At 61.0% G+C, this 21,926-nt stretch carries 20 protein-coding genes; 7 read left to right on the top strand and 13 right to left on the bottom strand.

The window, feature by feature from the left end; all coding sequences use genetic code 11:
• Positions 1-5: 5 nt before the first annotated feature.
• Complete coding sequence (locus AC1DCM_RS23110; RefSeq protein ID WP_477519861.1) at positions 6-758, top strand: ABC transporter permease; 753 nt, start codon at positions 6-8, stop codon at positions 756-758.
• Between the two features lie 5 nt (positions 759-763).
• On the opposite strand, the gene AC1DCM_RS23105 is transcribed toward AC1DCM_RS23110, so the two are convergent.
• The 4 genes from AC1DCM_RS23105 to AC1DCM_RS23090 are packed head-to-tail and all read right to left on the bottom strand — an operon-like array spanning position 764 to position 3,894.
• The gene (locus tag AC1DCM_RS23105; protein WP_477519860.1) at positions 764-1,816 is read right to left on the bottom strand and encodes a sensor histidine kinase; all 1,053 of its coding nucleotides are present in this window, start codon (positions 1,814-1,816) and stop codon (positions 764-766) included.
• Entirely contained in the window at positions 1,809-2,483 is a 675-nt protein-coding gene (locus AC1DCM_RS23100) for a response regulator transcription factor (RefSeq protein ID WP_477519859.1), read from the bottom strand. Before AC1DCM_RS23100 ends, AC1DCM_RS23105 begins: the two co-directional genes overlap by 8 nt.
• Complete coding sequence (locus tag AC1DCM_RS23095) at positions 2,480-3,157, bottom strand: DedA family protein (protein WP_477519858.1); 678 nt, start codon at positions 3,155-3,157, stop codon at positions 2,480-2,482. Before AC1DCM_RS23095 ends, AC1DCM_RS23100 begins: the two co-directional genes overlap by 4 nt.
• A complete protein-coding gene (locus tag AC1DCM_RS23090) occupies positions 3,157-3,894 on the bottom strand; it encodes a phosphatase PAP2 family protein (RefSeq protein WP_477519857.1) in 738 nt (245 codons plus the stop codon). The genes AC1DCM_RS23095 and AC1DCM_RS23090 overlap by 1 nt, the downstream gene beginning before the upstream one ends.
• A 102-nt stretch (positions 3,895-3,996) precedes the next feature.
• Here AC1DCM_RS23090 and AC1DCM_RS23085 point away from each other — a divergent pair, with 102 nt between their 5' ends.
• On the top strand, positions 3,997-4,566 hold the full coding sequence (locus AC1DCM_RS23085) for a hypothetical protein (protein WP_477519856.1): 570 nt from the start codon (positions 3,997-3,999) through the stop codon (positions 4,564-4,566).
• Entirely contained in the window at positions 4,563-4,973 is a 411-nt protein-coding gene (locus AC1DCM_RS23080; protein ID WP_477519855.1) for a DUF6855 family protein, read from the top strand. The genes AC1DCM_RS23085 and AC1DCM_RS23080 overlap by 4 nt, the downstream gene beginning before the upstream one ends.
• A gap of 53 nt (positions 4,974-5,026) precedes the next feature.
• On the opposite strand, the gene AC1DCM_RS23075 is transcribed toward AC1DCM_RS23080, so the two are convergent.
• The 6 genes from AC1DCM_RS23075 to AC1DCM_RS23050 form a co-directional block, all read right to left on the bottom strand.
• A complete protein-coding gene (locus AC1DCM_RS23075; protein ID WP_477519854.1) occupies positions 5,027-6,244 on the bottom strand; it encodes an MFS transporter in 1,218 nt (405 codons plus the stop codon).
• A gap of 103 nt (positions 6,245-6,347) precedes the next feature.
• Positions 6,348-8,342, bottom strand: coding sequence for a beta strand repeat-containing protein (locus AC1DCM_RS23070; protein ID WP_477519853.1), 1,995 nt, complete (start codon positions 8,340-8,342; stop codon positions 6,348-6,350).
• A 98-nt stretch (positions 8,343-8,440) separates the two neighbouring features.
• Positions 8,441-9,610 carry a hypothetical protein gene (locus tag AC1DCM_RS23065; RefSeq protein ID WP_477519852.1) on the bottom strand — a complete coding sequence of 390 codons (1,170 nt, stop codon included), beginning with the start codon at positions 9,608-9,610 and terminating at the stop codon, positions 8,441-8,443.
• Positions 9,611-9,726: 116 nt separating this feature from the next.
• On the bottom strand, positions 9,727-10,614 hold the full coding sequence (locus tag AC1DCM_RS23060; RefSeq protein WP_477519851.1) for an MBL fold metallo-hydrolase: 888 nt from the start codon (positions 10,612-10,614) through the stop codon (positions 9,727-9,729).
• Between the two features lie 106 nt (positions 10,615-10,720).
• Positions 10,721-13,150: a S8 family serine peptidase gene (locus AC1DCM_RS23055; protein ID WP_477519850.1), complete on the bottom strand. Its 2,430-nt coding sequence runs from the start codon at positions 13,148-13,150 to the stop codon at positions 10,721-10,723.
• 180 nt (positions 13,151-13,330) lie between these two features.
• A complete protein-coding gene (locus AC1DCM_RS23050; RefSeq protein WP_477519849.1) occupies positions 13,331-14,170 on the bottom strand; it encodes a hypothetical protein in 840 nt (279 codons plus the stop codon).
• Positions 14,171-14,378: 208 nt separating this feature from the next.
• On the opposite strand from AC1DCM_RS23050, the gene AC1DCM_RS23045 reads away from it, so the two are divergent.
• A complete protein-coding gene (locus AC1DCM_RS23045) occupies positions 14,379-15,194 on the top strand; it encodes a DUF6270 domain-containing protein (RefSeq protein ID WP_477519848.1) in 816 nt (271 codons plus the stop codon).
• 48 nt (positions 15,195-15,242) lie between these two features.
• Here AC1DCM_RS23045 and AC1DCM_RS23040 read toward each other — a convergent pair whose 3' ends face one another.
• Genes AC1DCM_RS23040 through pdhA form a run of 3 tightly spaced genes read right to left on the bottom strand, consistent with a single transcriptional unit; the run spans position 15,243 to position 18,981 of the window.
• Positions 15,243-16,700 carry a dihydrolipoamide acetyltransferase family protein gene (locus tag AC1DCM_RS23040; protein WP_477519847.1) on the bottom strand — a complete coding sequence of 486 codons (1,458 nt, stop codon included), beginning with the start codon at positions 16,698-16,700 and terminating at the stop codon, positions 15,243-15,245.
• Between the two features lie 2 nt (positions 16,701-16,702).
• Positions 16,703-17,791, bottom strand: coding sequence for an alpha-ketoacid dehydrogenase subunit beta (locus AC1DCM_RS23035; RefSeq protein WP_442004587.1), 1,089 nt, complete (start codon positions 17,789-17,791; stop codon positions 16,703-16,705).
• Entirely contained in the window at positions 17,788-18,981 is a 1,194-nt protein-coding gene (gene pdhA / locus AC1DCM_RS23030) for a pyruvate dehydrogenase (acetyl-transferring) E1 component subunit alpha (protein WP_477519846.1), read from the bottom strand. Before pdhA ends, AC1DCM_RS23035 begins: the two co-directional genes overlap by 4 nt.
• A gap of 170 nt (positions 18,982-19,151) precedes the next feature.
• Between pdhA and AC1DCM_RS23025 the strand changes: the two genes are divergently transcribed.
• The 3 genes from AC1DCM_RS23025 (at position 19,152) to wecB (ending at position 21,828) form a co-directional block, all read left to right on the top strand.
• Entirely contained in the window at positions 19,152-19,616 is a 465-nt protein-coding gene (locus AC1DCM_RS23025; RefSeq protein WP_442016540.1) for an Lrp/AsnC family transcriptional regulator, read from the top strand.
• Positions 19,617-19,675: 59 nt separating this feature from the next.
• On the top strand, positions 19,676-20,245 hold the full coding sequence (locus AC1DCM_RS23020; protein ID WP_477519845.1) for a YdcF family protein: 570 nt from the start codon (positions 19,676-19,678) through the stop codon (positions 20,243-20,245).
• Positions 20,246-20,673: 428 nt separating this feature from the next.
• Positions 20,674-21,828, top strand: a complete 1,155-nt coding sequence (gene wecB, locus AC1DCM_RS23015) for a non-hydrolyzing UDP-N-acetylglucosamine 2-epimerase (protein WP_477519844.1) — start codon at positions 20,674-20,676, stop codon at positions 21,826-21,828.
• Positions 21,829-21,926 lie beyond the last annotated feature (98 nt).

Below are 21,926 nucleotides of genomic sequence, written 5' to 3'. Positions count from 1 at the left end.
ACCGGATGACGACGATCGAGGCCTTGGGGCCGACCTTGCTGGGTGTCGGCCTCCTCGTGATCCTGACCGCGGCAGTGCTGACCGCCTATAAAGTGCCTTACAGGTGGGCGCCAGCGTTGGCGATCGTGCGGGGGACGATTCAGTTGGCGGCTATCAGCGTCATCCTCAGCGGTGTCATCTCAAGTCCCGGCTTCGTGGCGCTGGCACTGCTGGTCATGTTCGCTGTGGCTGCGACGACTGCTGCCCGGCGTATCGGGTGGAGTTGGAAAACCCTTGGCCTCGTTGGGGGATCCATGGGTCTGGGCGTCGCCGTGACGCTCGGCATCATCTTCGCGACTGGCGCGGTTGAGCTGACTCCACGTTATGCATTGGCGATGGGTGGCATCATCATCGGCAACGCCATGACCACGGCGACTCTGGCGGGTCGCCGTTTCTCGGAGGCCGTCACTGATCATTGGGAGGAAGTGGAAGGGTGGTTGGCCCTGGGTGCAACACCTCGCCGGTCAACGTTGGAGTTGGCCCGTCGCGCCGTCTATTCAGCGTTGATTCCCTCCATTGACCAAACGAAGACCACGGGGCTGGTAACTCTTCCAGGTGCTTTCGTCGGGGCGATCTTCGGCGGCGTTTCACCCCTTGAAGCCGGGAGGTTCCAGATTGTGGTCCTGGCCGGAATCATGGCGGCCGGTGCCTTCACCGCCGTTTCAGTCATCGCTTCCCGTGCCGCTGTTCGGGTGCGTCCGGCGCCGCTGGACCGGTGATTCGATTACCGGCGTCGTGAAGGCCAACGGCGGACCGAGCTTTGGGCTGTACCTTCCCGTGGGAGTCCTGGCTTTGTCGTTGCCAAGGGCAGTGTGATCCTCATGGAGGTACCGTCCGGGCCCGTGGAGGCCACGTCCGCAGAGCCTCCTGCGGCGGCGGCGATCTCGCGGACAAGGGACAACCCGATTCCGAAACTGCGCTGCTGCTGGCCCAGGCCAAGATGGGTTGTTCGAGCAAAACGGTCAAAGATCCGGGCCCGGTCAATGCCGGTGATGCCTGGGCCCGTATCGCTCACGGTGATCATGGCCTGGCCGCCGGCCACCTTGGTGGCGACCATTATGTGGCCTCCGGCTGGCGTATGGACGAGTGCGTTCTCGGCCAGACCCAGGATTGCGCGGTGCAATCTTTGAGGATCAATGAGCGCCTGCGGTTGCCCCATGCTGGAACAATCCAGGGTGATGCCTCGGCCAACGGCCAACTGGTGAATACTGTCCACAACATCCTGGGCAACACGGGCGACGTTGGTCAGGGCAATGTCCGGTTCCTGTCCTGTTCCGGTGGCGGAATCCAGCAGCTCATTGACAATCGCGGTCAGCGCGGATGTATCAGCACGGATCCGCGCCAACGCCTGCCCAAAGGGTGAATCCACTGTTGTGCCACGCTGTGCCAGTTGAATTCTGGCGTCCAGGATGGCCAAGGGTGTGCGCATCTCATGGCTCGCGTCTTGGACGAAACGCCGCTGCATTGCCAGCGCTTCGCCCAGCGGACGGATCGCGCTTCGGGCACTGAGCCAGCCAATGCCCCCGGCCAGAAGGATGCCGGCGACCCCTGCGATGATCATGGCTTTGATCAGATCGTTGGTATCAAGATAGGCGTACACGGCGCCGGGTTCAGTCGGTTCCGGGCTGCCGGACTGGTTAAGCAGGTAGAGCGTAGAGGCCGCCAGGAGGCAGAGAACCAGAACGGCGCAGGCGGCACTGATGCGAAGAGCGATTCTCATGGAGGCCCTACGCAGGACTGCCTGGTCCTGGTCCAAAGGAGCAGGATGTTTAGTCATTCGCTTCGCCGATCTGGTAACCCACCCCGTGGACGGTACGGATGACTGATCTGGAGATCTTCCTGCGCAGGTGGTGGACGTAGGTGTCGATCACTCCGGGCAGTTCACCTTGGCTCAAGGTGGCATTGATGAGCTCTTCCCGTGTGAACACGTGGTCCGGTTGCGCGGCCATTGTGGCCAACAATTCACTCTCCTTGGCGGTCAATGAGGCGAGGAATCCGTGAATGGAGCGGATGGACCTGGAAGAAGTGTCCAGTTCCCAGTCTCCAATACTTAAGGTCTTGAACTCTTGTTGGTAGCTGCGGGTCAACGCCCTTAGCCGGGCCCCCAGTTCCGAGATGTCGAAGGGCTTGGTCATGTAGTCATTCGCGCCGGCGTCGAGTCCCCTGACCTTCTCCTCCGTTGCGCCGAGGGCGGTGAGTATGAGGATAGGGGTGGCGATCCCCTTGGACCTGAGCGCGGCAATCAGCGCGACGCCGTCCATGCCGGGCAGGCCCCGGTCGACCACCATCACGTCCCAGATCCGGGAGAGTCCCCAATGCAGGCCTTCATGGCCGTCGACGGCGACGTGAACCTGGTAGTCCGGCTCGAGGAGCTCGGCGATGAGCGGCCCGAGGACGACGTCGTCTTCCACCAGGAGCAGGGATGGCTTGGTTGCAGTGATCACGAATCCATTGTTGCGTGCTGGTCCTTTTCGGACGTACGGGCCCGCTTGTGCTTGAGGAATTCGATGCCCCACGGCAGCACGGACACGAGGACCATGACGATTGCTATGACGTCAATGTTCTTGGCCACGAAGTCAAACCGGCCCAGCCAGGAACCGAGCAGCGTCACCGAGGCGGCCCAGAGGATTGCCCCGGTGATGTTCCAGAGGGCGAAGGACTTGTAGTTGTAGCGGGCAATTCCGGCGCTGAGCGGGGCGAAGGTCCGCACCACGGGTAGAAAGCGCGCCAGGACCAGTGCCGGGCCACCACGGCGCCGGAAGAACTCTTCTGTTTTTCTCAGGTGCGCAGTCTTCAGTATGCGGGCATCATCCGAGAACCATCGGCGTCCGAACCGGCGACCAAGCAGGTAGCCCACTTGGTCGCCTACGATCGCCGCCACGCTCACGACGGTGATTAGTACGGGCAGTGTCAGATTCAGTTGCTGGTGCAGCAGCCCGGCCGTGAAGAGCAGCGAGTCGCCCGGCAGGAAGGGGAACAGGACCCCGGACTCGATAAAGATGATCAGGGCCACGACTGCCAGCGTTGCAGGGCCCAAACCCTGCAGCAGACTGGCAGGATCCAGGATTGGCAGCAGTTCGGCGGGGCTCAGTGTCGATGCGAGAGCGAGGGCTTCCATTAAGGCTTCTTTCGATGGGGACTCGCGTCGGAACGGGATGACCAGGAGGACTGGAGCCGGGCCACGATCGAGGGTGCTTGACGGTTCCAGAGACCAGCCATCAACACGACGACGCCAATGGTTGCCGGAAACGATGCCATGACATCCAGTGGATAGTGCGCGCCGATGTAGACACGGGACCAGGCGACGATCGCTGCGAGGATCATTCCTGTCCAGAGAACCGGCTTCTCCGCGCGGCTACCCCGGGCCAGGAAATACGCTCCCAAGACCAGGGCGACGGCCAAACAGGTGTGGCCGCTGGGAAAGCTGTTGGATACCGGCTCCGGCGCCAGCGGGTCCAACAAGAGTGCCGGGTCTGGCCGGATCCTGCCGATGACCACCTTGAACAGCTGGCAGCTCAACCATCCCGAACCCACCGTGAGGGCAAACATCACAGCTTTTTGGGGGGAACGTCGAATCAGCAGGAGATACAGACTTGTGGCGAGCACCACCAGCGCTCCCACCACAGGCTCGAACAGCAGATTCAAGGCCAGGGCTAAACCGGTCAGGACAGGGTTATGGTTGCGGCTGAAGTTCTGATCCACAGCCAGCTCAGCCGACGTGAAGCCTGGCACGATTTGGACCGTCAGCCCGACGGCGATGACGACTGCCACCAAAATAAGCCCAACGGCCAGCCAGTGTTTGGGCGCGGGCAGCCGCTGGACTGGTACGGAGCCAGGTGTGGATTGCGGGAACATGGGACCCTTCGGCAGGACGTATCGTTCTTCCAATCCTCCGCGAGGGCAATTAAGAACTCGTTAAGAAGTGTGTCCCGGCCGGATTGAGCCCATGATGAAGGAATGCAACGCGTCATCGGTTGGCTGGCCGCAGCCATCATCGTCACTCTGATCTTCGGAAGTGCCTATGTCACGCTGCAGCAATTGGGCCGGCGGGCAGCGAATGATGCGCCGACGGCTGCTGCTGCGGCACGGGTTGAAGCCATTGGTTCCCCGGCGCCGAGTACGCTGCCGCTGGAATTGAATCCTGACAGCGGTGTCTTCGTCATTGTCTACGGGGCGAACAACAAACCGATGTCCGGCACTGCCGTCCTTCATGGGTCCATTCCCGTCCTTCCTGACGGAGTGCTCGACGCGGCAAGACGGACCGGATCCGATGCTGTGACCTGGCAGCCGGAGCGCGGTCTGCGGATGGCGGTGGTGGCACGCTCCGCAGGGGAACAGGTAGTCGTCGCGGGGCAGTCGCTTAAACCTGTCGAGGACAGGAACTGGATGGTCCTGATCTTCCTGTCGACGGCGTGGCTGGGCAGCATGATTGTCCTTGGCCTGGGATACGGCGCAGCAGAGATATTTCGGGGACGTTCGCTCCGGCGCTACGCTGAAACCGGAGATGCGGGAAAGGATCTGTCATGAGTGCTGAAGGAACGAAAGAAGACCCATGGGTGCTGCTCACGGCACCGGGCTCGTCGGAGTACTCCATGTACCGCGATCCGGAGTCGGACCCGCCAGCACTTGTCTGCCAAGTAGGGTCGACGACCCTGAAGTATCACCTGCGGGCCATCGAGGATCTGTCCAGCTGGCTCCGTGAACAGCAGGACTGGGTGCCCCTCGGTGCGGCCGATGAGAGCAAACCAGCGCCGGACGGGAGCGTCGAGGCATGGGGACGGGACCCGGCCAACCCTGTATCCGGGTGGTACGGGCTCCGCAAAGGATACCGCGGCCGCTTTGGGATGTACCTCCCGCCGCTGCTCGAAAAACTCGGGCTGGTAGAACTGACGCACGAGAAACGCAACAACATGGTTCGAGCCATCCGTAACTAACCACCCATCGCCGTGGAGCACATGGCTTCTAAGTCCGACTGAAGAGGGCGTGGCTAGTAGTTCCGCCGATGTTTCAGTCGAGGGATGGCGACGGCGAACACCGCTGCCGCTGCGAACCCCAGGACGCCGGTGGCCCAGACGCCAGCGGCGAGCGAAATGGCAGCAGTCAGGGCGGACAACAGCACCGGCCCACCCGTGGCACCCGAATCAGCAATGAAGCGCCAGATGCCAAGGAAGTGGCTCCTTCCGTTGTCAGGTGAGAAGTCGGCACCCAACGTCATAATGAGCCCGGAACTGATTCCGTTGCCAAAGCCAATCAGCAGGGCAGCTAACAGCAAGGGAACGAACCCACCAGTGAACGGAATGAGGATCAACGCCGTCCCCATGATCACCGTGGAAGGAACCGCTACCCACTGCCGTCCCTTGCGATCCATCAGCTTCCCAGCCGGATAGAAGACCAACATGTCGATCGCGCCGGAGAGGCCGTAGATCAGCGATGCTTGCGTGGCATCCATGCCCAAATGGTCGGCCCATAGCGGGATGACCACTTGGCGCGAAGCACGCAGCGCGCTGAGCAGCAGAATTCCGAAGCCCACAGACAGGAACACACCAGCATGCGAAGCAGCTACTTCGCGCAGCGTTGACGCTGGGATGACTGGTCCGCCGTCGGACGTATTGGGAACCACGAGATCCGGGATGGTGAGCGATAGAGCGGCGGCCGCCATCATCCCGACAAAACCAACCCAGTACGCCCCGCTGATTCCGGCGAACTGCATCACGCCGGCACCGATGAACGGGCCGATGAAGATGCCGATCCTCGTAACGCCGCCCAATGTGGACAACGCACGGGCGCGGAACACCACGGGGACTGCCTCGGTGAGGTACTTCTGGCGGGCCAGGTTGAAAACGCTCGCCGACATACCCACCAAGGTCATAGCTGCTGCCAGCAGCCAGATCCCGTGCTCCATCTGTGGAGCGAAAGCTGCCGCGCCGAGGGCAAGGGCTCCTACGGCACCCGCCCCAACAATTGCCCAGCGTTCCCCGAACCTTATGGTGATGAGCGATGCCGGGATATTGAAGAGCCAGGATCCCAAGCCGATTAGCGTCACGATCAACGCCGAGACTGCAACCGATGCTCCAAGATCACGCGCCGAGAGCGCGATCACCGGAAGAACCGCCCCCTCGCCGATACAGAACAACAGCGCAGGCCCGAAGGCCGGTAATGCAATGCTGCGAAGGCTGAAGTTTTGGTCTTCTTGGGTGGTTGTCATCCCCTTCATCCTAGGACTCCAACCCAGCCGCCTCGCAGTTGTCGCAGTTCCGGAAGTCCGGAACCGCAACAACTGCTCGCGAGACTAGGCCTCGTCCAGGTGACTAGATGCGGTTAACCGTTGCCTTCCGACGTCCGGCTGCTGAAAGCGCCAAGCCCGTGAGAAGAAGGCCGACTGCCCAAAGGGTGAAGCTGCCGTCCAATCCCGTAGTGGCCAGAGAGTTGGAACTCCCGACGCCGGTCGCAAGGCCTGCTGTCAGCAGACCTTGAGTGCCGCCTGCGGTCATCACGCTGCCACCTAGTTGAGCGGCCCCTACGCCGGTGGTTCCGACGCCAGCGTTGCCAAATCCGGGACCCCCAATTTCGGTCCCCGGATTGTTGGTGCCGGTGTCAATGCCGAGTCCTCCACCACCAGCAGGCTGGCTAACCTCCGGCGGGTTGACGACGGGAGGGTTCACTACCGGAGGATTCACAACGGGAGGATTCACAACGGGAGGGTTGACGACCGGCGGATTCACAACCGGAGGATTCACTACCGGAGGATTCACCACCGGAGGATTCACAACGGGAGGCGTGATGGCTCCGACAGCGGCGCCACCGATGCCAAGCGATGTCGAGTCGACCGTGACCGGAACGGTGATTGGAACAACAACCTGGGTCCCGGAAGCGACGCCGCCCGATCCATTAGTGGTAGCGCCCGACGTTCCCGCCGGAGCAGTCCCGCCGGAGGTACCGGCAGTGCCAGCCGACGAATCGCCCAGCACACCAGCCGACGTCGAACCAATAGTCACAGGAGCTGTAATCGGAGCAACTACCTGAGTCCCGGAAGCAACGCCATCAGAACCGTTCGTGCTGGATCCTGACGTCGTACCGGCGCCGGAATTACCGGACGAGGTACCAGTGTTCCTGGCCGAAGAATCGCCCAGCACACCAGCCGATGTCGAACCAACAGTCACCGGAGCGGTAATCGGAGCAACCACCTGGGTGCCGGAAGCAACGCCATCCGAACCGTTCGTCGTAGCACCCGTGGTCCCCGCCGGTGCAGTCCCGCCGGAAGTACCGGCAGTGTTGGCCGACGAATCGCCCAGCACACCAGCCGACGTCGAACCAACAGTCACAGGAGCTGTAATCGGAGCAACCACCTGAGTCCCGGAGCCAAGGCCCTTTGATCCGGAGGTCGTAGCAGCCGACGTCCCCGCCGGAGCGGTCCCGCCGGAAGTACCAGCTGAGCTGGCCGAAGAATCACCCAGCACACTAGCCGACGTCGAACCAACGGTCACCGGAGCGGTAACCGGAGCAACTACCTGAGTCCCGGAAGCTACGCCATCCGAACCGCTGGTGGTAGCAGCGGGAGTAGCGACAGCAGGTGCGCTGCCTGTATTCGAGGGTGCGCCGGAAGTAGCTGATGAATCTCCAGCCACACCCGCGGCAGTGGCTCCGATGTTAACAGGGACCAATATCGGAGCCACTACCTGAGCGCCGGATGCGATGCCTTCTCCCCCCGACGTTGTTGCCTGCGCCGGCGCTTGGGCCGGCGCAGAACCTGATGTTGCTGCTGGTGTTGTCGTGGCCGATGAGTCCCCCAGGACACCCGTCGACGTCGATCCCACAGTTACGGGGACCGTCACCGGTGCAACTACTTGGGTACCGGAGGCTGTGCCACCGGAACCGTTGGTGCCAGCCGCCGTCGTCGAACTGCTTGGTGCAGTTGGCGCGGCAGGTTTGGCTGGGCCCGTCGCAGTGGAGCCCCCCAGCAGACCCACTGATGACGAGCCCAGGTTTATGGGCGCTGTTACGGGCGCGACTACCTGTGTCCCGGAGCCAACGCCGTTGGAACCGTTGGTGCTGGCAGCTGGCGCCGTCCTCGTAGCCGGAGCGGCTGCGGGTGCCTTTGTGGTGGAGGATGAATCTCCCACGAGGGCTAGTGACGTCGCGCCTGTGTTGACTGGCGCTGTCACCGGTGCCACCACCTGTGTACCGGAAAGCGTTCCGTCCTTTCCACTGGTCGTATCTGCCGCGTTGGCCGCGGTCGCGCCGAGGGCTATCAAGCCTCCGGCAAAGCACGTGCCGATCAGGCACCTGCGAATTGTCGAGTTCATTGTGATCTTCTCCTGAAGGTCGTGTTCCCAAAGACGTCCGATGACGGATCGTCCGACTAACCATCGGCCGCATGTAAAGGCGCGGCTGGGCTGGGGAACTAGTCAGGAGATGAGCCGGGATCGAAAGAAACCGGCTTTGGATGATCTTCATTGCTGGCCGCTGCTGGACCAGAAAGTGAGTCTGCAGGAACGATTAGCGCACCCTGCAGGAAGGCTGCGGCAGGGCTTGGTGGCCCGTTTTGTGAGGTACCCGAGCCCGCGCCGATGACACCAAGGGGTGCCGCATCCGGGTCGGCAGGCAGCTCGGCTGGAGCCTCAGGTTCGACGATGACAGAGGCGCCGGTTACGGCACCTGGCGAAGCAGGGGCAAAACCTCGCGCCAGAACAAAGATCAATGAAACGTCGGTATTGAGGGCGGGCGGGGGTGTCCCGAGGGGCAGGCCAGCGGATCCCGTGGCCAAACCGTCTGCGGCGGGAGTCACTGTTGAGGTCCCGACGGCGGGTGGCAGCGCAGCTCCAGCACCCGGCGTCGCGGGCAGCATGGCGCCGTCGCCGCCCAAGAGCGGGGGAAGCAGGCTTCCGGGTCCAACGACCGGAGGCAAGACGCTGCCTACAGGCGGCAGGATCGTGTCAATAACCTCAACGATTGGGGCCACAACAGGGTTGGTCACGTCCGTCACAGGGTCCAGGCCAACGGGTTTCAGGACATTATTTACCGGAGGAACAACCGCCTCGACGGTGTCGTCAATAGTGCCCGTGGCTGGTTTGACTACCGTGTCCACAACGCTGCCGACCGTGTCGCTGGGAACTACCCGATTAACCACTGGGACTGCGGCTATGACTTTGTCCGTGGAGTCCGCGATCTGCTCAACCGCTGGGGTTACAGCGGGAACGTGCACGGTTATCGGTTTCGCCGGGACAACGGCTTTCGCGGGAGCCGGAAGAGGTACGTTCGGCACCGGGATAGTGACGGCGGGCGCGGAATGCTTTGGGGTACCGGCAGTTGCAACGGACGCGGCCACCTTCTTGACCGCACCCGTTGCGGCATTGAGCGTCTTGTCGGCTTGCTTGCTGACGCTGTCGGCTGATGAAACAGTTGACGACACCGAAGACGTCACTCCGCCCAACAGCGAGTGGTTATCAGTGATCCCGGAATCGGCGTTGGCGGCGGTCGCGGACAATGCCATCCAAATTGCGGTACCGGCGCCAGCGATCATGACGGAGCGGAGAATCTGAGTAGCGCGCGGAATTACGCGAATGGCCTTCATCTCGACACCCCCCAGGTAGCCGCAAACCGATGGTCGACTTCATCCTAGGACTGGTGTTGCCCAATAGTCCATGGGGAGACAGTAATCAAGATGACAAATTTATAAGCAACCTTCATTTATGAAGAAGGGTAGAAGCCGGTCTTTTCGGGTCCAAAGTCGGGAGTTGCCAGGGATCCGCCAGCAGCCCTTCCGTGCTGGGCATTGGTTTCCTGGAGCCGTTTGATGAACCAGCGCGATTGCTCCGGTCCATAAGGCAGCACCGGGATGGCCTTGGTGGCATCGTTGGGCATATCGCGGATGGACTGGGTTGCCTGCCGCACTGCAGTGCTCATGGTGTCGGCCATGGTCTTGACGAATTCGTCGCTCGCAGGCTTTCCGTGGCCTGGGACCAGGTATTCGTAGCGGTGACGCAGAGCGGAGATGTGCCGGAGGACGTCCGCCCATTCCTCGGGATACGAGTCCTCAAAGGAAGGATGTGCGCCGTGCTCCACGAGGTCGCCCACGAAAAGCGTTGAGTTGGTCCCCACCAGAAGGTCACCGTCGGTGTGGGCGCGGCCCAGATAGAACAGTGTTGCCGTAATTCCGCCAAGGTCCACCAAAACAGGCTGGTCGCCCACGATCGCGTTCGGAACAACGATGTCGACGGCGTCACCCTCCCCCGCGGCCATCTCCGGTTCGTTGGTGGCGACGAAGCGACGCTGGTTGTCGGCGTCCCGCTCAATGGTTGCCGCACAGTTGCCGTGCGCCCAGAACTCTGTCACGCCGTCGTCGGCAAAAACAGCGTTACCGAAGAAGTGGTCGTAATGGGCGTGGGTGTTCACTACCACCAGGGGAAGCTGGGTCTTTTCGCGGACAGCAGCGAGGATCTCGCGGCCTCGGCGCGGGCCACATCCGGTGTCGATGACCATGGCGAGCTCACTGCCCACCACGAGCCCGGTGTTGAGTAAGGACCCCTCGGTCTCCAAGACGTAGTTGTCCGTGCCAAGTTCGTGCCAAGCTGACAATGAGTTCTCCGTATCCAGTGCAATCCGGCGATGTTCAGGCCTCGATTCTACCCATGCACAGCTGGGAGAAGCCGGAATGACCCGGTGCCAGGTGAACTCGGGCGGATTACAGGATGGCCGTCATGACGTTCCAGCCGGAACCAATCTGGCGGGCAGCAAGCCAACCACCTGAACCGTCGCCGGGGTACAGCCACAAAACCCCGGACCCGTTGCGGGCGATGACATCAATCGTGCCGTCCCCGTTGAAATCGCCCGGACCCTCAATAGCTGTCATGACGTTCCAGCCGGAACCAATCTGCCGGGCAGGAAGCCACCCACCTGAACCGTTGCCCGGGTACAGCCACAAAACCCCGTTGGCATCACGGGCAATCACATCGGCATTTCCATCCCCGTTGAAATCACCAGGGCCCTCAATAGCGGTCATGACGTTCCAGCCGGAACCAATCTGGCGGGCGGCAAGCCAACCACCGGAACCGTTACCCGGATAAAGCCACAAAACACCATTGGCATCGCGGGCGATCACATCGGCTTTGCCGTCCCCATTGAAGTCGCCAGGTGCCTCGATCGCGGCCATCGCATTCCAGCCGGAACCAATCTGGCGGGCAGCAAACCAACCACCCGAACCATTACCCGGATACAACCACAAAACGCCGTTCGCGTCCCGCGCAATGACGTCCATCTTGCCGTCCCCGTTAAAGTCACCGGGTGATTCAAGGGATGTCATGGCATTCCAGCCTGAACCGATCTTGCGGGCGGTGAGCCAGCCCCCGGAACCGTTGCCTGGGTACAGCCACAAAATTCCACCGCTGTCCCTCGCAAGGACATCGCTCTTGCCGTCCCCGTCGAAATCGGTGATTTTTTGAACGGAGTTCTTGAAGGTGAACTTCCACTCAACCACTGCTGCCGGAGCCAACGCATTATCTGCAAGAACCCTGGCAGTAACAGTCACTGCTCCGCTGCCCGCGTATGTGCCAGGGGCAAGAACCTTTCCACCTACCAAATATTCAACGCCGGCCGAGATGGGAATCGTGTAGGTATCGTTCGAGGTGCCGTCCCGGTCTGTGAAGACTACTGGCGCAGGGATCACCGGAAGGTGCCCACCAAATGTAGCGAGCGCTGCCGTGGCATCAACCAAACCGGCGCCACATCCGGCCGGACAGCCAGCAGGAAGTGGCCGCGACGAGTCCTTCAGTTGCTGTTCCACGTGCTCCGGGGTGAGAAGAATGCCCTCTGCCGAAAAAAGGAGCGCCGCGAGGCCTGCCACGTGCGGGGCCGCCATGGACGTTCCCTGCATGTACGCATAACCGGGCGCTCCCTGCGTGGTCGTCCCGGAGTTGTAGGTGGACAAGATGCCGTTCGCGGCCGAGGAAGTCATGTCGCCACCGGGAGCAGTTACATCAATGACGCTCCCATAGTTGGAGTACGGCGCCTTTGCGCCTGTCCTGTCGCTGGCGGCAACGGTGATGACATTCTGGCAATTGGCCGGGCTGGAATCAGCCGCCGGGCGATTGGAATTTCCGGCAGCAACGATGACCGCCGCCCCAGCGTTGTAGGCGAAATTGATAGCGTTTTGGTAGGTAGCAGAACACGCCCTGATGCCACCGAGACTGAGGTTGATGACGCGCGCGGGGTTGGGATTGATGGGAGCCCCGGTAACAACTCCGCCTGCGGCCCAAATGATTCCATCTGCGATATCCGATGAATACCCACCACAGGCACCTAACGCCCGCACCGGAAGGATTTTTGCCTTCGGGGCGACACCGGTTACGCCGGAAGTATTGTTGCCGATGGCAGCGATTGTGCCTGCCACGTGGGTTCCATGCCAGGAAGAATTTATCTGCGGGCTGCCCACCCCGCATTGATTTGCTGTGGACCAATCTCCGGGGTCTGTAGGATCCGCGTCCCTGCCACTCCCATCCCGGGCATCGGTGGCATCGGACATCATGTCGTAGCCCGGCAGTACATTGGCATCGAGATCCACATGGCTGGTGATCCCGGTGTCGACAACTGCAACGACTACGCCTTCTCCATGGTTGTATTGCCACGCCCCGGAAGGCCGAATACCCGCAAAATCTTCGGAAAGGTCCCACTGCATGGGGTAGTAGGCATCGTTCGGATCAGCCGCGACCTGCATAATCGCATCGGGCTCCGCGTAGGCAACGTTGGGATCCGCACGAAGGGATTGCAGGAATTGCTCGGCTTTTGTCCCTGAAAGTGCCTTAGCGAGTTTGATGACTTGCCCACCGGCAGCGTTCTGGTGCGAGCTCTTGGCAGCGACTCCGAGCTTCGTTGCCGCGCGACCTGCAGCCTGCTCCACGGCAGCCGTAGCCGCAGCCGCTTTGGAGTTGTCGCGTAGCCCGACGATGAACTGGTCCGTTGCCACGTCAGGTGCCGGTGGGAGTGATTGCGGGGTGCTGGGGATGATGTCGTTATCTCCCGCTACTGCCGGCTGTACGGCCATTCCCCCGGTAATGAGGAGTGTGGCCAGCGCGAACCCGATGGTCCTCAAGGATCTCATTGGGGAGTTTTTTACCATGGTTGGGCATCCTAGAACGGCGACTAAGCACGGTAAGGCCCGTCGCGGGCAACTGGAGACCACCAGCTGACCCCCACAGAAAATTGTACGCAGAGTTGGCTGTCTTTTTAGCCAAGTCTTTTGTGAGGATTTGTCGAGGATTTGCCCTACAAAGAGCAGGACTATGCGTCAGGTTTGCTGCTAGTAATCCTGAGCCGCTAGCTGGGCACGCTCAAACCCCATGGCTGCGAGTCCGGATTGCCAATCGGGGCTTGCGGCGACCGTTAGCGCCTCGACGTGGATGGGCTTAGGCGGCGCGACATGCCCGTTTCCCCATTCCCCCAGAAGGACATGGATTTCATTGCCTGGGTGCGATGCCTCCAGAAAAGGATTCATGTGATCCTCAACGTGAGAGAAATCCGTGCTGTTCTGCATGTAGGCAACAACGTTGCCTCGTGGCTCTCGATAGAGCTCAACAAGATTGGTGGTGACGTCGTCGGGGAGTTGAGACATGGGGTCCTCCCCCTTGACGCCGTAGCAAACTTCCGCAAAACGCTCAACGGCCGGCAACTCGTACTTGGCAACGTTTGTCTGAGGATTCGAAACAAGTGCCAGCGAGCCGGGGAAATGTGCAGAGAAGAACAGTGATGCAAAGCCGCCGCCTGATGCGCCGTAGAAGACCAGTCGCTGCTCTCCCCACGTGCCCACGATGTGCTTGATGATTTCCAGCAGGTTCTTCTGGATGTTCATGCGTGAATTGCCGACGAACCATCCGAGGTTCAGCCGGTCAGTCAGGACAAGGCTTGGGTCCGAGATAAAGATTCGATTCACGTGAGCGTCGGACGAGACGCCCATGCCGCCGAAAGCGGGAAGCGTCCATTTCGGATCGATGGCGCCTTGGAAGAAGACCACGGTGGTATCGAAACCACGGTTTTGGCAGTTGACATCGATGGGAAGACCGTTTTCCACGATGATCTGGTATCCAGGCGGGATCTTGGTCACATTAAGGAACGCTTGGACGCTCTTGTAGTTTGTGACCATGTGCTTTGAGGGGTCAATGATTCGGGGCCTGGTAGGACAGGGGTGGTCGGGCCCTTCATTTTGACCGTTAAGAAAGTACGCGTCGCCACAGAGCTCGCAGAATCCAAAGCCCAAATCGAACGCGTAGGCTCGCTTCTCGTCAAGGTTTTCCATTTTCCCCATCAGGACAAGATACCCGAACATAACGAGGGTCCACGAACCGTGTGACTTGCGCTGCACGCTCCCAGAGGCTAATCTGGCGCTCTTTTGGGCCGGGCCAGACTTGTTAGGCTTGTGGAGTTTCTTCTCTACCTCACGGGGGTTTGTCTTGCCAGGTATCTTCATCTACGGGAGCTGTGTCTCTCGGGACACAAAGCCCTTCCTCGGCGATGACTGGACAATCGTCGGCTATGTCGCTCGTCAGGGCATGATCAGCGCCGCGTCGCCCAGAGCTGTACTTCGGGGCGAAAGCGCGTTGAAATCCAAATTCCAGAATGAGTGCGTCCGCAACGACATCCGGTCTTCCCTCTTCAGCGCCATTGAGGCGGACGGACAGAAGACCGACATCTTCGTTCTCGACCTGGTCGATGAAAGACTTGGCGTCTATGAGCTAGGAAATGGGACATATGTAACCCAGACTTGGGAACTCGAGGAGAGCAAACTGCTGCAACAGCAGAGCACGAAACCGCGTCTTATCCCGTTCGCTTCGGACGAGCATTTTGAGCTTTGGGTCAAAGCCGCAGATACGGTCCTGGAAAAGATCGAGGCAACCGGGAAGCCGCTCATTGTTTTGTCACCTGAATGGTCTGAGTCGGCCGACAACGGTCAGGACGCCCTTCAGTACCGAGGCTACTTCTCCTCCACATGGAACAAGCTGTACCAGCGCTACTTTGATCATCTCCGCGACCGAGGGTGCAACGTGCTGTCGATCGGCCAGGACGTCGTCAAGGCCGCGGCAGGACATCAGTGGGGCCTCGCGCCGTATCACTACGTAGACACGGTCTACCACCACATGCGAGACGCGATCACGGCGGCCGTGAAGTAACTGCACGCACAGATGGGGCCGTTGCTACCGAGCAACGGCCCCATCCATCTACATATCCGCGAGCGCTCCGCCAGGGTTCTCGATGGCGTCAGCCACGTACCTGAGGAAGCCGGCGGCAGTCTCGCCGTCGCACACGCGGTGGTCGAAGGCGAGGGTCAACTCGGTAACCTTGCGGACGGCAAGTTCGCCGTTGACTACCCACGGCCTGTCGATGATGCGACCCACGCCGAGCATCGCAACCTCTGGGTAATTGATGATCGCGGCCGAGCCATCTACGCCGAACACACCATAGTTGTTCAGGGTGAAGGTGCCTGAGCCGAGCTCGGTTGGGGTTGCCTTGCCGTCACGCGCCACGGCGGTCAGACGGCGGATCTCGGCATCCAGCTCGCGGGCGCTCAATTGGTGTGCATTCCTAACGGACGGGACGACGAGTCCGCGATCCGTCTGCGCTGCGAAACCTAGGTTGATTCCGTCAAAACCGACGATCTCCTGGGAGCCGTCTTCCCCGACTTCAAAGCGGGTGTTCAGGGCCGGGTACTTTTTTAACCCAGCAGTGACAAAACGAGCAATAAAGGCCAGCAGACCGGGTGTGTCGTGCAGAGCGCGCTTCTTCAGTTCAGCCCGCATCTCAAGCAAAGCGGTTGCATCCACATCCACCCAGACCGTCGCCTCAGGGATCTCCGTGCGGCTCTTGGTCATGTTCGCGGCAACCGCCTTGCGAACTCCACGGACCGGAGTCCGGGCCGAGACAGCCAGGCCGGTACGGGAGTCGAGGTCGCCCTGAGCAACGGCGGCAGCCGAGGCCGGAGCCATCTCACGAACAGGAACGGCAGGAGCTTCCGGAGCTGAAATAGCAGCCTCAACATCCCGGCGCATGATCAGCCCACTGGCACCCGAGCCCTCGATGTTCTCAAGGGAAACACCGTGGTCCCTGGCCATCTTCCTTACGAGCGGGGAGATGACAGCGCTGAGCTTTCCGGGGATGCGGGTTCCGGCAACAGACGGCTCGGAAGCAACCGGGGCTTCGGCTCGCGTGTCCGTTTCGCGATCGACGACGGCGACGCTCGCCTTCCGCGGACGGGTGCGGCCTCCGGTCACGCCACCTGGAGTGCCGTATCCGATGAGTACGTTGCCGGAGCCAGCTTTCTCCTCGGTGCGGTACGTCTCGGCGGCCGCGTCAACCTCGGGCGAGGCCACGATCCCGGTCGAGACCGCGTCTTCGGCAGAGGAGGGAGTTTCCGGCGCAACGGGAGCAGCGCCTGAACGGGCGATCGAGATCAGCGGTTTGCCGACGTCGAGCGTTTGGCCGGCCTCACCGTGAAGCTCGGCCACAGTGCCGGCATAAGGCGAGGGAACCTCCACCATGGACTTGGCGGTTTCGACTTCAGCGATCGGCTGATCGACCTTGATTTCGTCACCCACAGCGACGAGCCAGTTCACGAGTTCAGCCTCAGTAAGGCCCTCCCCCAGGTCCGGCAGTCGAAATACCTGCATATCTGAGCTCATGGTCAGTCCTCCCATTGAAGGTCGTCGACGGCGTCGAGAATACGGTCGACGCTTGGCAGGTAGTAGTGCTCCAACTTGGGAGACGGGAACGGGACATCGAAGCCGGTCACGCGGCGGATCGGTGCAGCGAGGTAGTGGAACGCACGCTCCTGGACACGCGCCACAATCTCGGACGACACGGAGGCGAAGCCATGTGCTTCGGCGATCACGACGGCGCGTCCCGTCTTACGCACGGAGGCGCAGACGGTTTCGTCGTCGAAGGGGACGAGGGTACGGACATCGATGACCTCCAGCGAGCGGCCTTCTTCGGCCGCAGCGGCCGCCGCTGCGAGCGCAGTGGGAACGGAGGGACCATACGCGATCAGCGTTGCGTCAGTGCCGGGACGAGCAACAGCCGCGCGGCCCTCGGTGGAAGTGCCGGCGTCGTGCTCTGCTCGTAGCGCGTCCAGGTCCACCTGGTCCTTGGACCAGTAGAGCTTCTTGGGCTCCATGAACATGACAGGGTCATCGGAGTCGATGGCTTCGCGTAGCATCCGGTAACCGTCTGCGACCGTGGCTGGGGTGTAGACCTTCAGGCCAGCGGTATGTGCGTAGTAGGACTCGGACGAGTCGCAGTGGTGCTCCACTCCCCCGATGCCGCCGGCGTATGGAACACGGATGACCAGTGGCATCTTCAGCTTGCCCTTGGTTCGGTTGTGCATCTTGGCCACGTGGCTGACGATCTGTTCGAACGCCGGATAGGCGAAGGCATCAAACTGCATCTCGATGACAGGCCGCATGCCATTGATAGCCATGCCCACAGCCATGCCGACGATGCCGGATTCTGCCAGCGGGGTATCGAAGCAGCGCTGCTCGCCGAATTCGGCCATGAGTCCGTCGGTGATGCGGAAGACGCCGCCCAGGATGCCGACATCTTCGCCGAAGACCAGGACCGAGGAATCGGCACGCATGGCATCGGCCATTGCCGTGTTGAGGGCCTTGGCCATGGTGATGGACTGAGGGCCGCTCGCCTCAGCGGTAGCGGCAGCGGACGCGGCGGCGCTGGCGGTGGCGGCGCTGACGTTGCCGTTGACATTGGTGGTGACGGTCATTTTGCGCTCTCCTCTCGGGCGAGTTCGCTGGCGAGCAGTTCAGACTGCTCTTTCAGCTGCGGGGTGGGCTTGGAGAACACGTACTTAAAGAGGTCCAGCGGCTGTACTGGCACGTCTTCACCGAGGCCTTCGCGCAAATGGGTGGCGACCGCTTCTGCATGTTCGGCAATGCGGTCGTTAGCGGCGTCGTCCAGGAGTCCCTTGTCGGTTAGATAGGACTTCATGCGGGTCAGCGGATCCTTCGCTTGCCATTCGGCCACCTCGCTGTCCGGGCGGTAGCGCGTGGCATCGTCGGCGTTCGTGTGCGCCTGCATGCGGTAAGTGTGGGCCTCGATCAGGAGGGGCCCTGAGCCTTCGCGGGCCAGCTTAACGGCGCGGTCCATCACAGCGAGAAGCGCGACGAGGTCGTTGCCGTCCACTCGCTCACCGGCCATGCCATAGCCAACAGCCTTGTGGGCCAGCGACGGCGCCACCGATTGGTGGCTGAGCGGAACGGAAATCGCGTATTTGTTGTTCTGCACGAAGAAGATGACCGGCAGGTGGAAGACGGCCGCAAAGTTCAAGGCCTCGTGGAAGTCACCCTCACTCGTGGCGCCATCACCGCACATCGCCATCACCACGGTGTCCTCAGCGCGGAGTTTGGCGGCATGCGCGACGCCGACGGCGTGCAGCAGCTGCGTGGTCAGCGGGGTGCACTGGATCCCGACGTGATGCTTCTTGGGATCGTAGCCACCGTGCCAGTCACCGCGGAAGATCGTCATCGCTTCGACAGGATCCACACCACGTGTCATCACCGCGACGGCGTCACGGTAGGTCGGGAAGAGCCAGTCACCTTCCCTGAGGCACATGGCAGCCGCCACCTGGCAGGCTTCCTGTCCGTGGCTCGAGGGATAGACAGCCATGCGGCCCTGCCGGACGAGCGCGGAGTTCTGATCGTTAACGCGACGTCCGACGACGAGCTGCTCGTACGCGGCCATCAGTTCAGCGTCGTTCGGCGTTGGGTACTCGTGGCCGGGTTCGGTGCCTTGCTCTTCGTGGGAGCGAAGGGTGCCATCCGGATTCACCATCTGAATCTGGTGCCGGGCGGGCAGCATGTAGTCCTCTACGCTGATGCCGAATTTTCTCTGGACGTCAGCAGCTTGGTCCTCTACTGCCGTTTCCGGCGCAGTGTGGTCTGCGTGGATCGTCATTGGTCCGTCCTTCTCTAGCCACTATGTGCTTCCAGTATGTTCCGGAGAGCTGTTTCGTATCCAGCTTTCGTTCAAATCATGGAAGAGCATGCAGGAAGTGGCTATTCTGAAAGACGAATTGCAAATGTGAGCTGGGTAACGAGCAGTCCTGTAGACGAATTGGAGACCACGTGAGCGAGACCGAGGCAGAGCAGACTGCCGTGCCCCTGGATGATGTTGACCGGGACATCATCCGCGAGCTCACAACTGACGGCCGGATGTCCATTACACAAGTGGCCGAAAACGTGCACATCAGCCGGGCGCACGCCTACTCACGCATTGCCCGGCTGACCGGCGAAGGGGTTCTGACCAAGTTCACGGCATTGGTGGACCCCATCAAGGCAGGCCTACGGTCATCTGCCTATGTGACGCTGAAGGTTCAGCAACACTCCTGGCGAGAACTGAAGGAGCGCTTGCGGGCGATTCCCGAGGTCCACCACATCGCCCTGGTGGGCGGCGACTTTGACGTCATCCTGCTGGTCCGCGCCACGGACAACATCCACCTCCGGCGTGTGATCTTCGACCAATTGCAGTCCATGGACGGCATCCTGGACACGCAGACTTTCCTTGTGTTTGAGGACGTTGATACGCGGTAACTGCCCGGGCCGCAGGCACCTCGTATGGAACGCACATTCGGGGACCATAGACTGTCCCCGTGCCCCTCAAAACTGCCTCGCTCACGCGCGCCGCTGTGCGGGTTGCTGTTTCGGTTTTGGTGATCGCCCTGCTGTGGCTGATCGCCGCTTTTCAGTTCTTTTACAGCCCTCCACGGGCCATCCCTCACCACACCGACGCAATCGTCGTTTTGGGAGGGTTAAGCAAGGAACGACTTCCAGTGGCTCAGGAACTCCAGGAAAGTTTGAACATTCCCGTTTTGGTGGTCTCGACGACGGGCCTTTCCGGCAACGTTGAGGGTGACGCTTTGTGCCATGAAGACGATGACCCTGATTTGATTTGCTTCCGTCCCTCACCGCTGAATACCCGGGGCGAAGCCAGAGGCCTTGCGGAGCTGATTAGGCAGAACGGGTGGAAGTCCGTCACCGTGGTGACGTCCGACTATCACCTGTTGCGGGCAGGTACTTTGATGCGGCAGTGCACCTCTGTGGAGATCCAAATGGTCGGCTCCCATCCAGACCTTTCGGCCGGAGCCTGGCTGGATAGATTCGTGGTCGAAACAGGTGGACTCATCGACGTGTGGATGCAGCCGGAGTGTTCTTCTCACTAAGGTAGAGGGAAGAACTGTCAGAAAACACGTCGCCGAGCGACCGTCCATGGAAGGTGCACAAGGTGAGTCCAACACCCGCAGGCCCGCTTCCAGCGGGCCGTCACTTCAGGCGCCGTCGCTTTGGGTTTCAGCTCCCGTCGGCTCCTGTCCGCACGCAACCTGCGCCCATAACCGACCATCCGCGGCCTTCATCAGCACCAATCCCCATAGTCCCCACCAAGAGCTCCGAGCAGCAACAGTTCAAGCGTCGGGTGGCGCTGGTTCTTGTCGTCCTGGTTGTTCTGGCCGTGCCGACACTGCTGGCAGTCCTGCTTCTAGCGGGCTAGCTTTCACAACCCCGCTAGAGTGTCGATTCTGGCTCAAGGGCGAGCTCCGATAGGATGTTGAAGTCTCTGTCTGTCGCAAGATCGCTCTCTTGGGGGAAAAACGTGCCCAGTATCATGCCCATTTTCGGTACTCGTCCGGAAGCCATCAAAATGGCGCCCATTGTTCACGCTTTGCACGAATCCGAAGAGTTCGACTGCATCGTTACCGTCACGGGCCAGCACCGCGAAATGCTCGACCAGGTCAACGACCTTTTCGGCATTACTCCTGACCACGATCTCGATATCCTCCAGCCCGGTCAGTCGCTCACTGACATCATGACGCGCACCATGACCGGGCTCGACAAGCTTTTCGCGACAAACAAGCCGGACGCCGTCATCGTTCAAGGTGACACCACCACATCTACTGCTGGCGCAATCGCGGCGTTTTACCATGGCATCCCCGTAATCCACGTCGAGGCAGGCCTCCGCAGCGGCAATCTCCTTTCGCCGTTCCCCGAGGAAGCCAACCGCAAGATCACCAGCCAAATCACGACGCTGCATCTTGCGCCCACTACCACCAGCCGGGCGAACCTCCTTGCCGAAGGCGTATCTGCTGACGATATCGTCGTCACCGGCAACTCGGTGATCGACGCACTCTTCACCACAGTGGACAAGAAGATTCCGTTCACGGATCCGAAGCTTGAGGAACTGGCAGCCAGTGGTCGCAAGATTCTCCTTGTCACCACACACCGCCGCGAAAACCAGGGTGATGCTATGCGCGGCGTGGGCCGCGCGTTGGCCCGTATTGCAGACGCCGAGCCGGACCTCGTCATCGTCCTGCCCGCCCACAAGAACCCGGTTGTCAGGGAAGCAGTGCTGCCCGCCCTCGAGGGAAAGCCGAATGTGGTGGTCACGGAGCCGCTGGCCTACGGGGAGTTCACTCGAATGCTGTCCCTGGCACACATCGTCCTCACCGACTCCGGTGGAGTCCAGGAAGAAGCCCCCAGCCTCGGCAAGCCCGTTCTGGTGATGCGTGAAAACACGGAACGTCCTGAAGCCGTTGAGGCTGGCACTGTCACTCTCATTGGTACTGACGAGGAACGAATCGTCGCCCAGGTTGATCGTCTTCTGAACGACTCCGATCATTTCGATGCCATGGCCAACGCCGTCAACCCGTACGGTGACGGTCGAGCGTCAGAACGCACAGTCGCTGCTATTGCAGAACTTCTGGGAGTCGGACAGCGGATCGACGAATTTGGTGTGACAGTTTCGGTTTAGTACGGACGGCACCTGCAACAGTTCAGTCACGAACTGTTAGCACAATTTACAATTCTTTTTGGTGCTTGAAAGTTGTCGTCAAGTCATTGAGTTTGGCG

The organism is Paenarthrobacter sp. 10N417 (genome assembly GCF_056394745.1).
The sequence above is the reverse complement of the archived record's forward strand: the minus strand, read 5'-3'. Positions and strand labels throughout refer to the sequence as shown.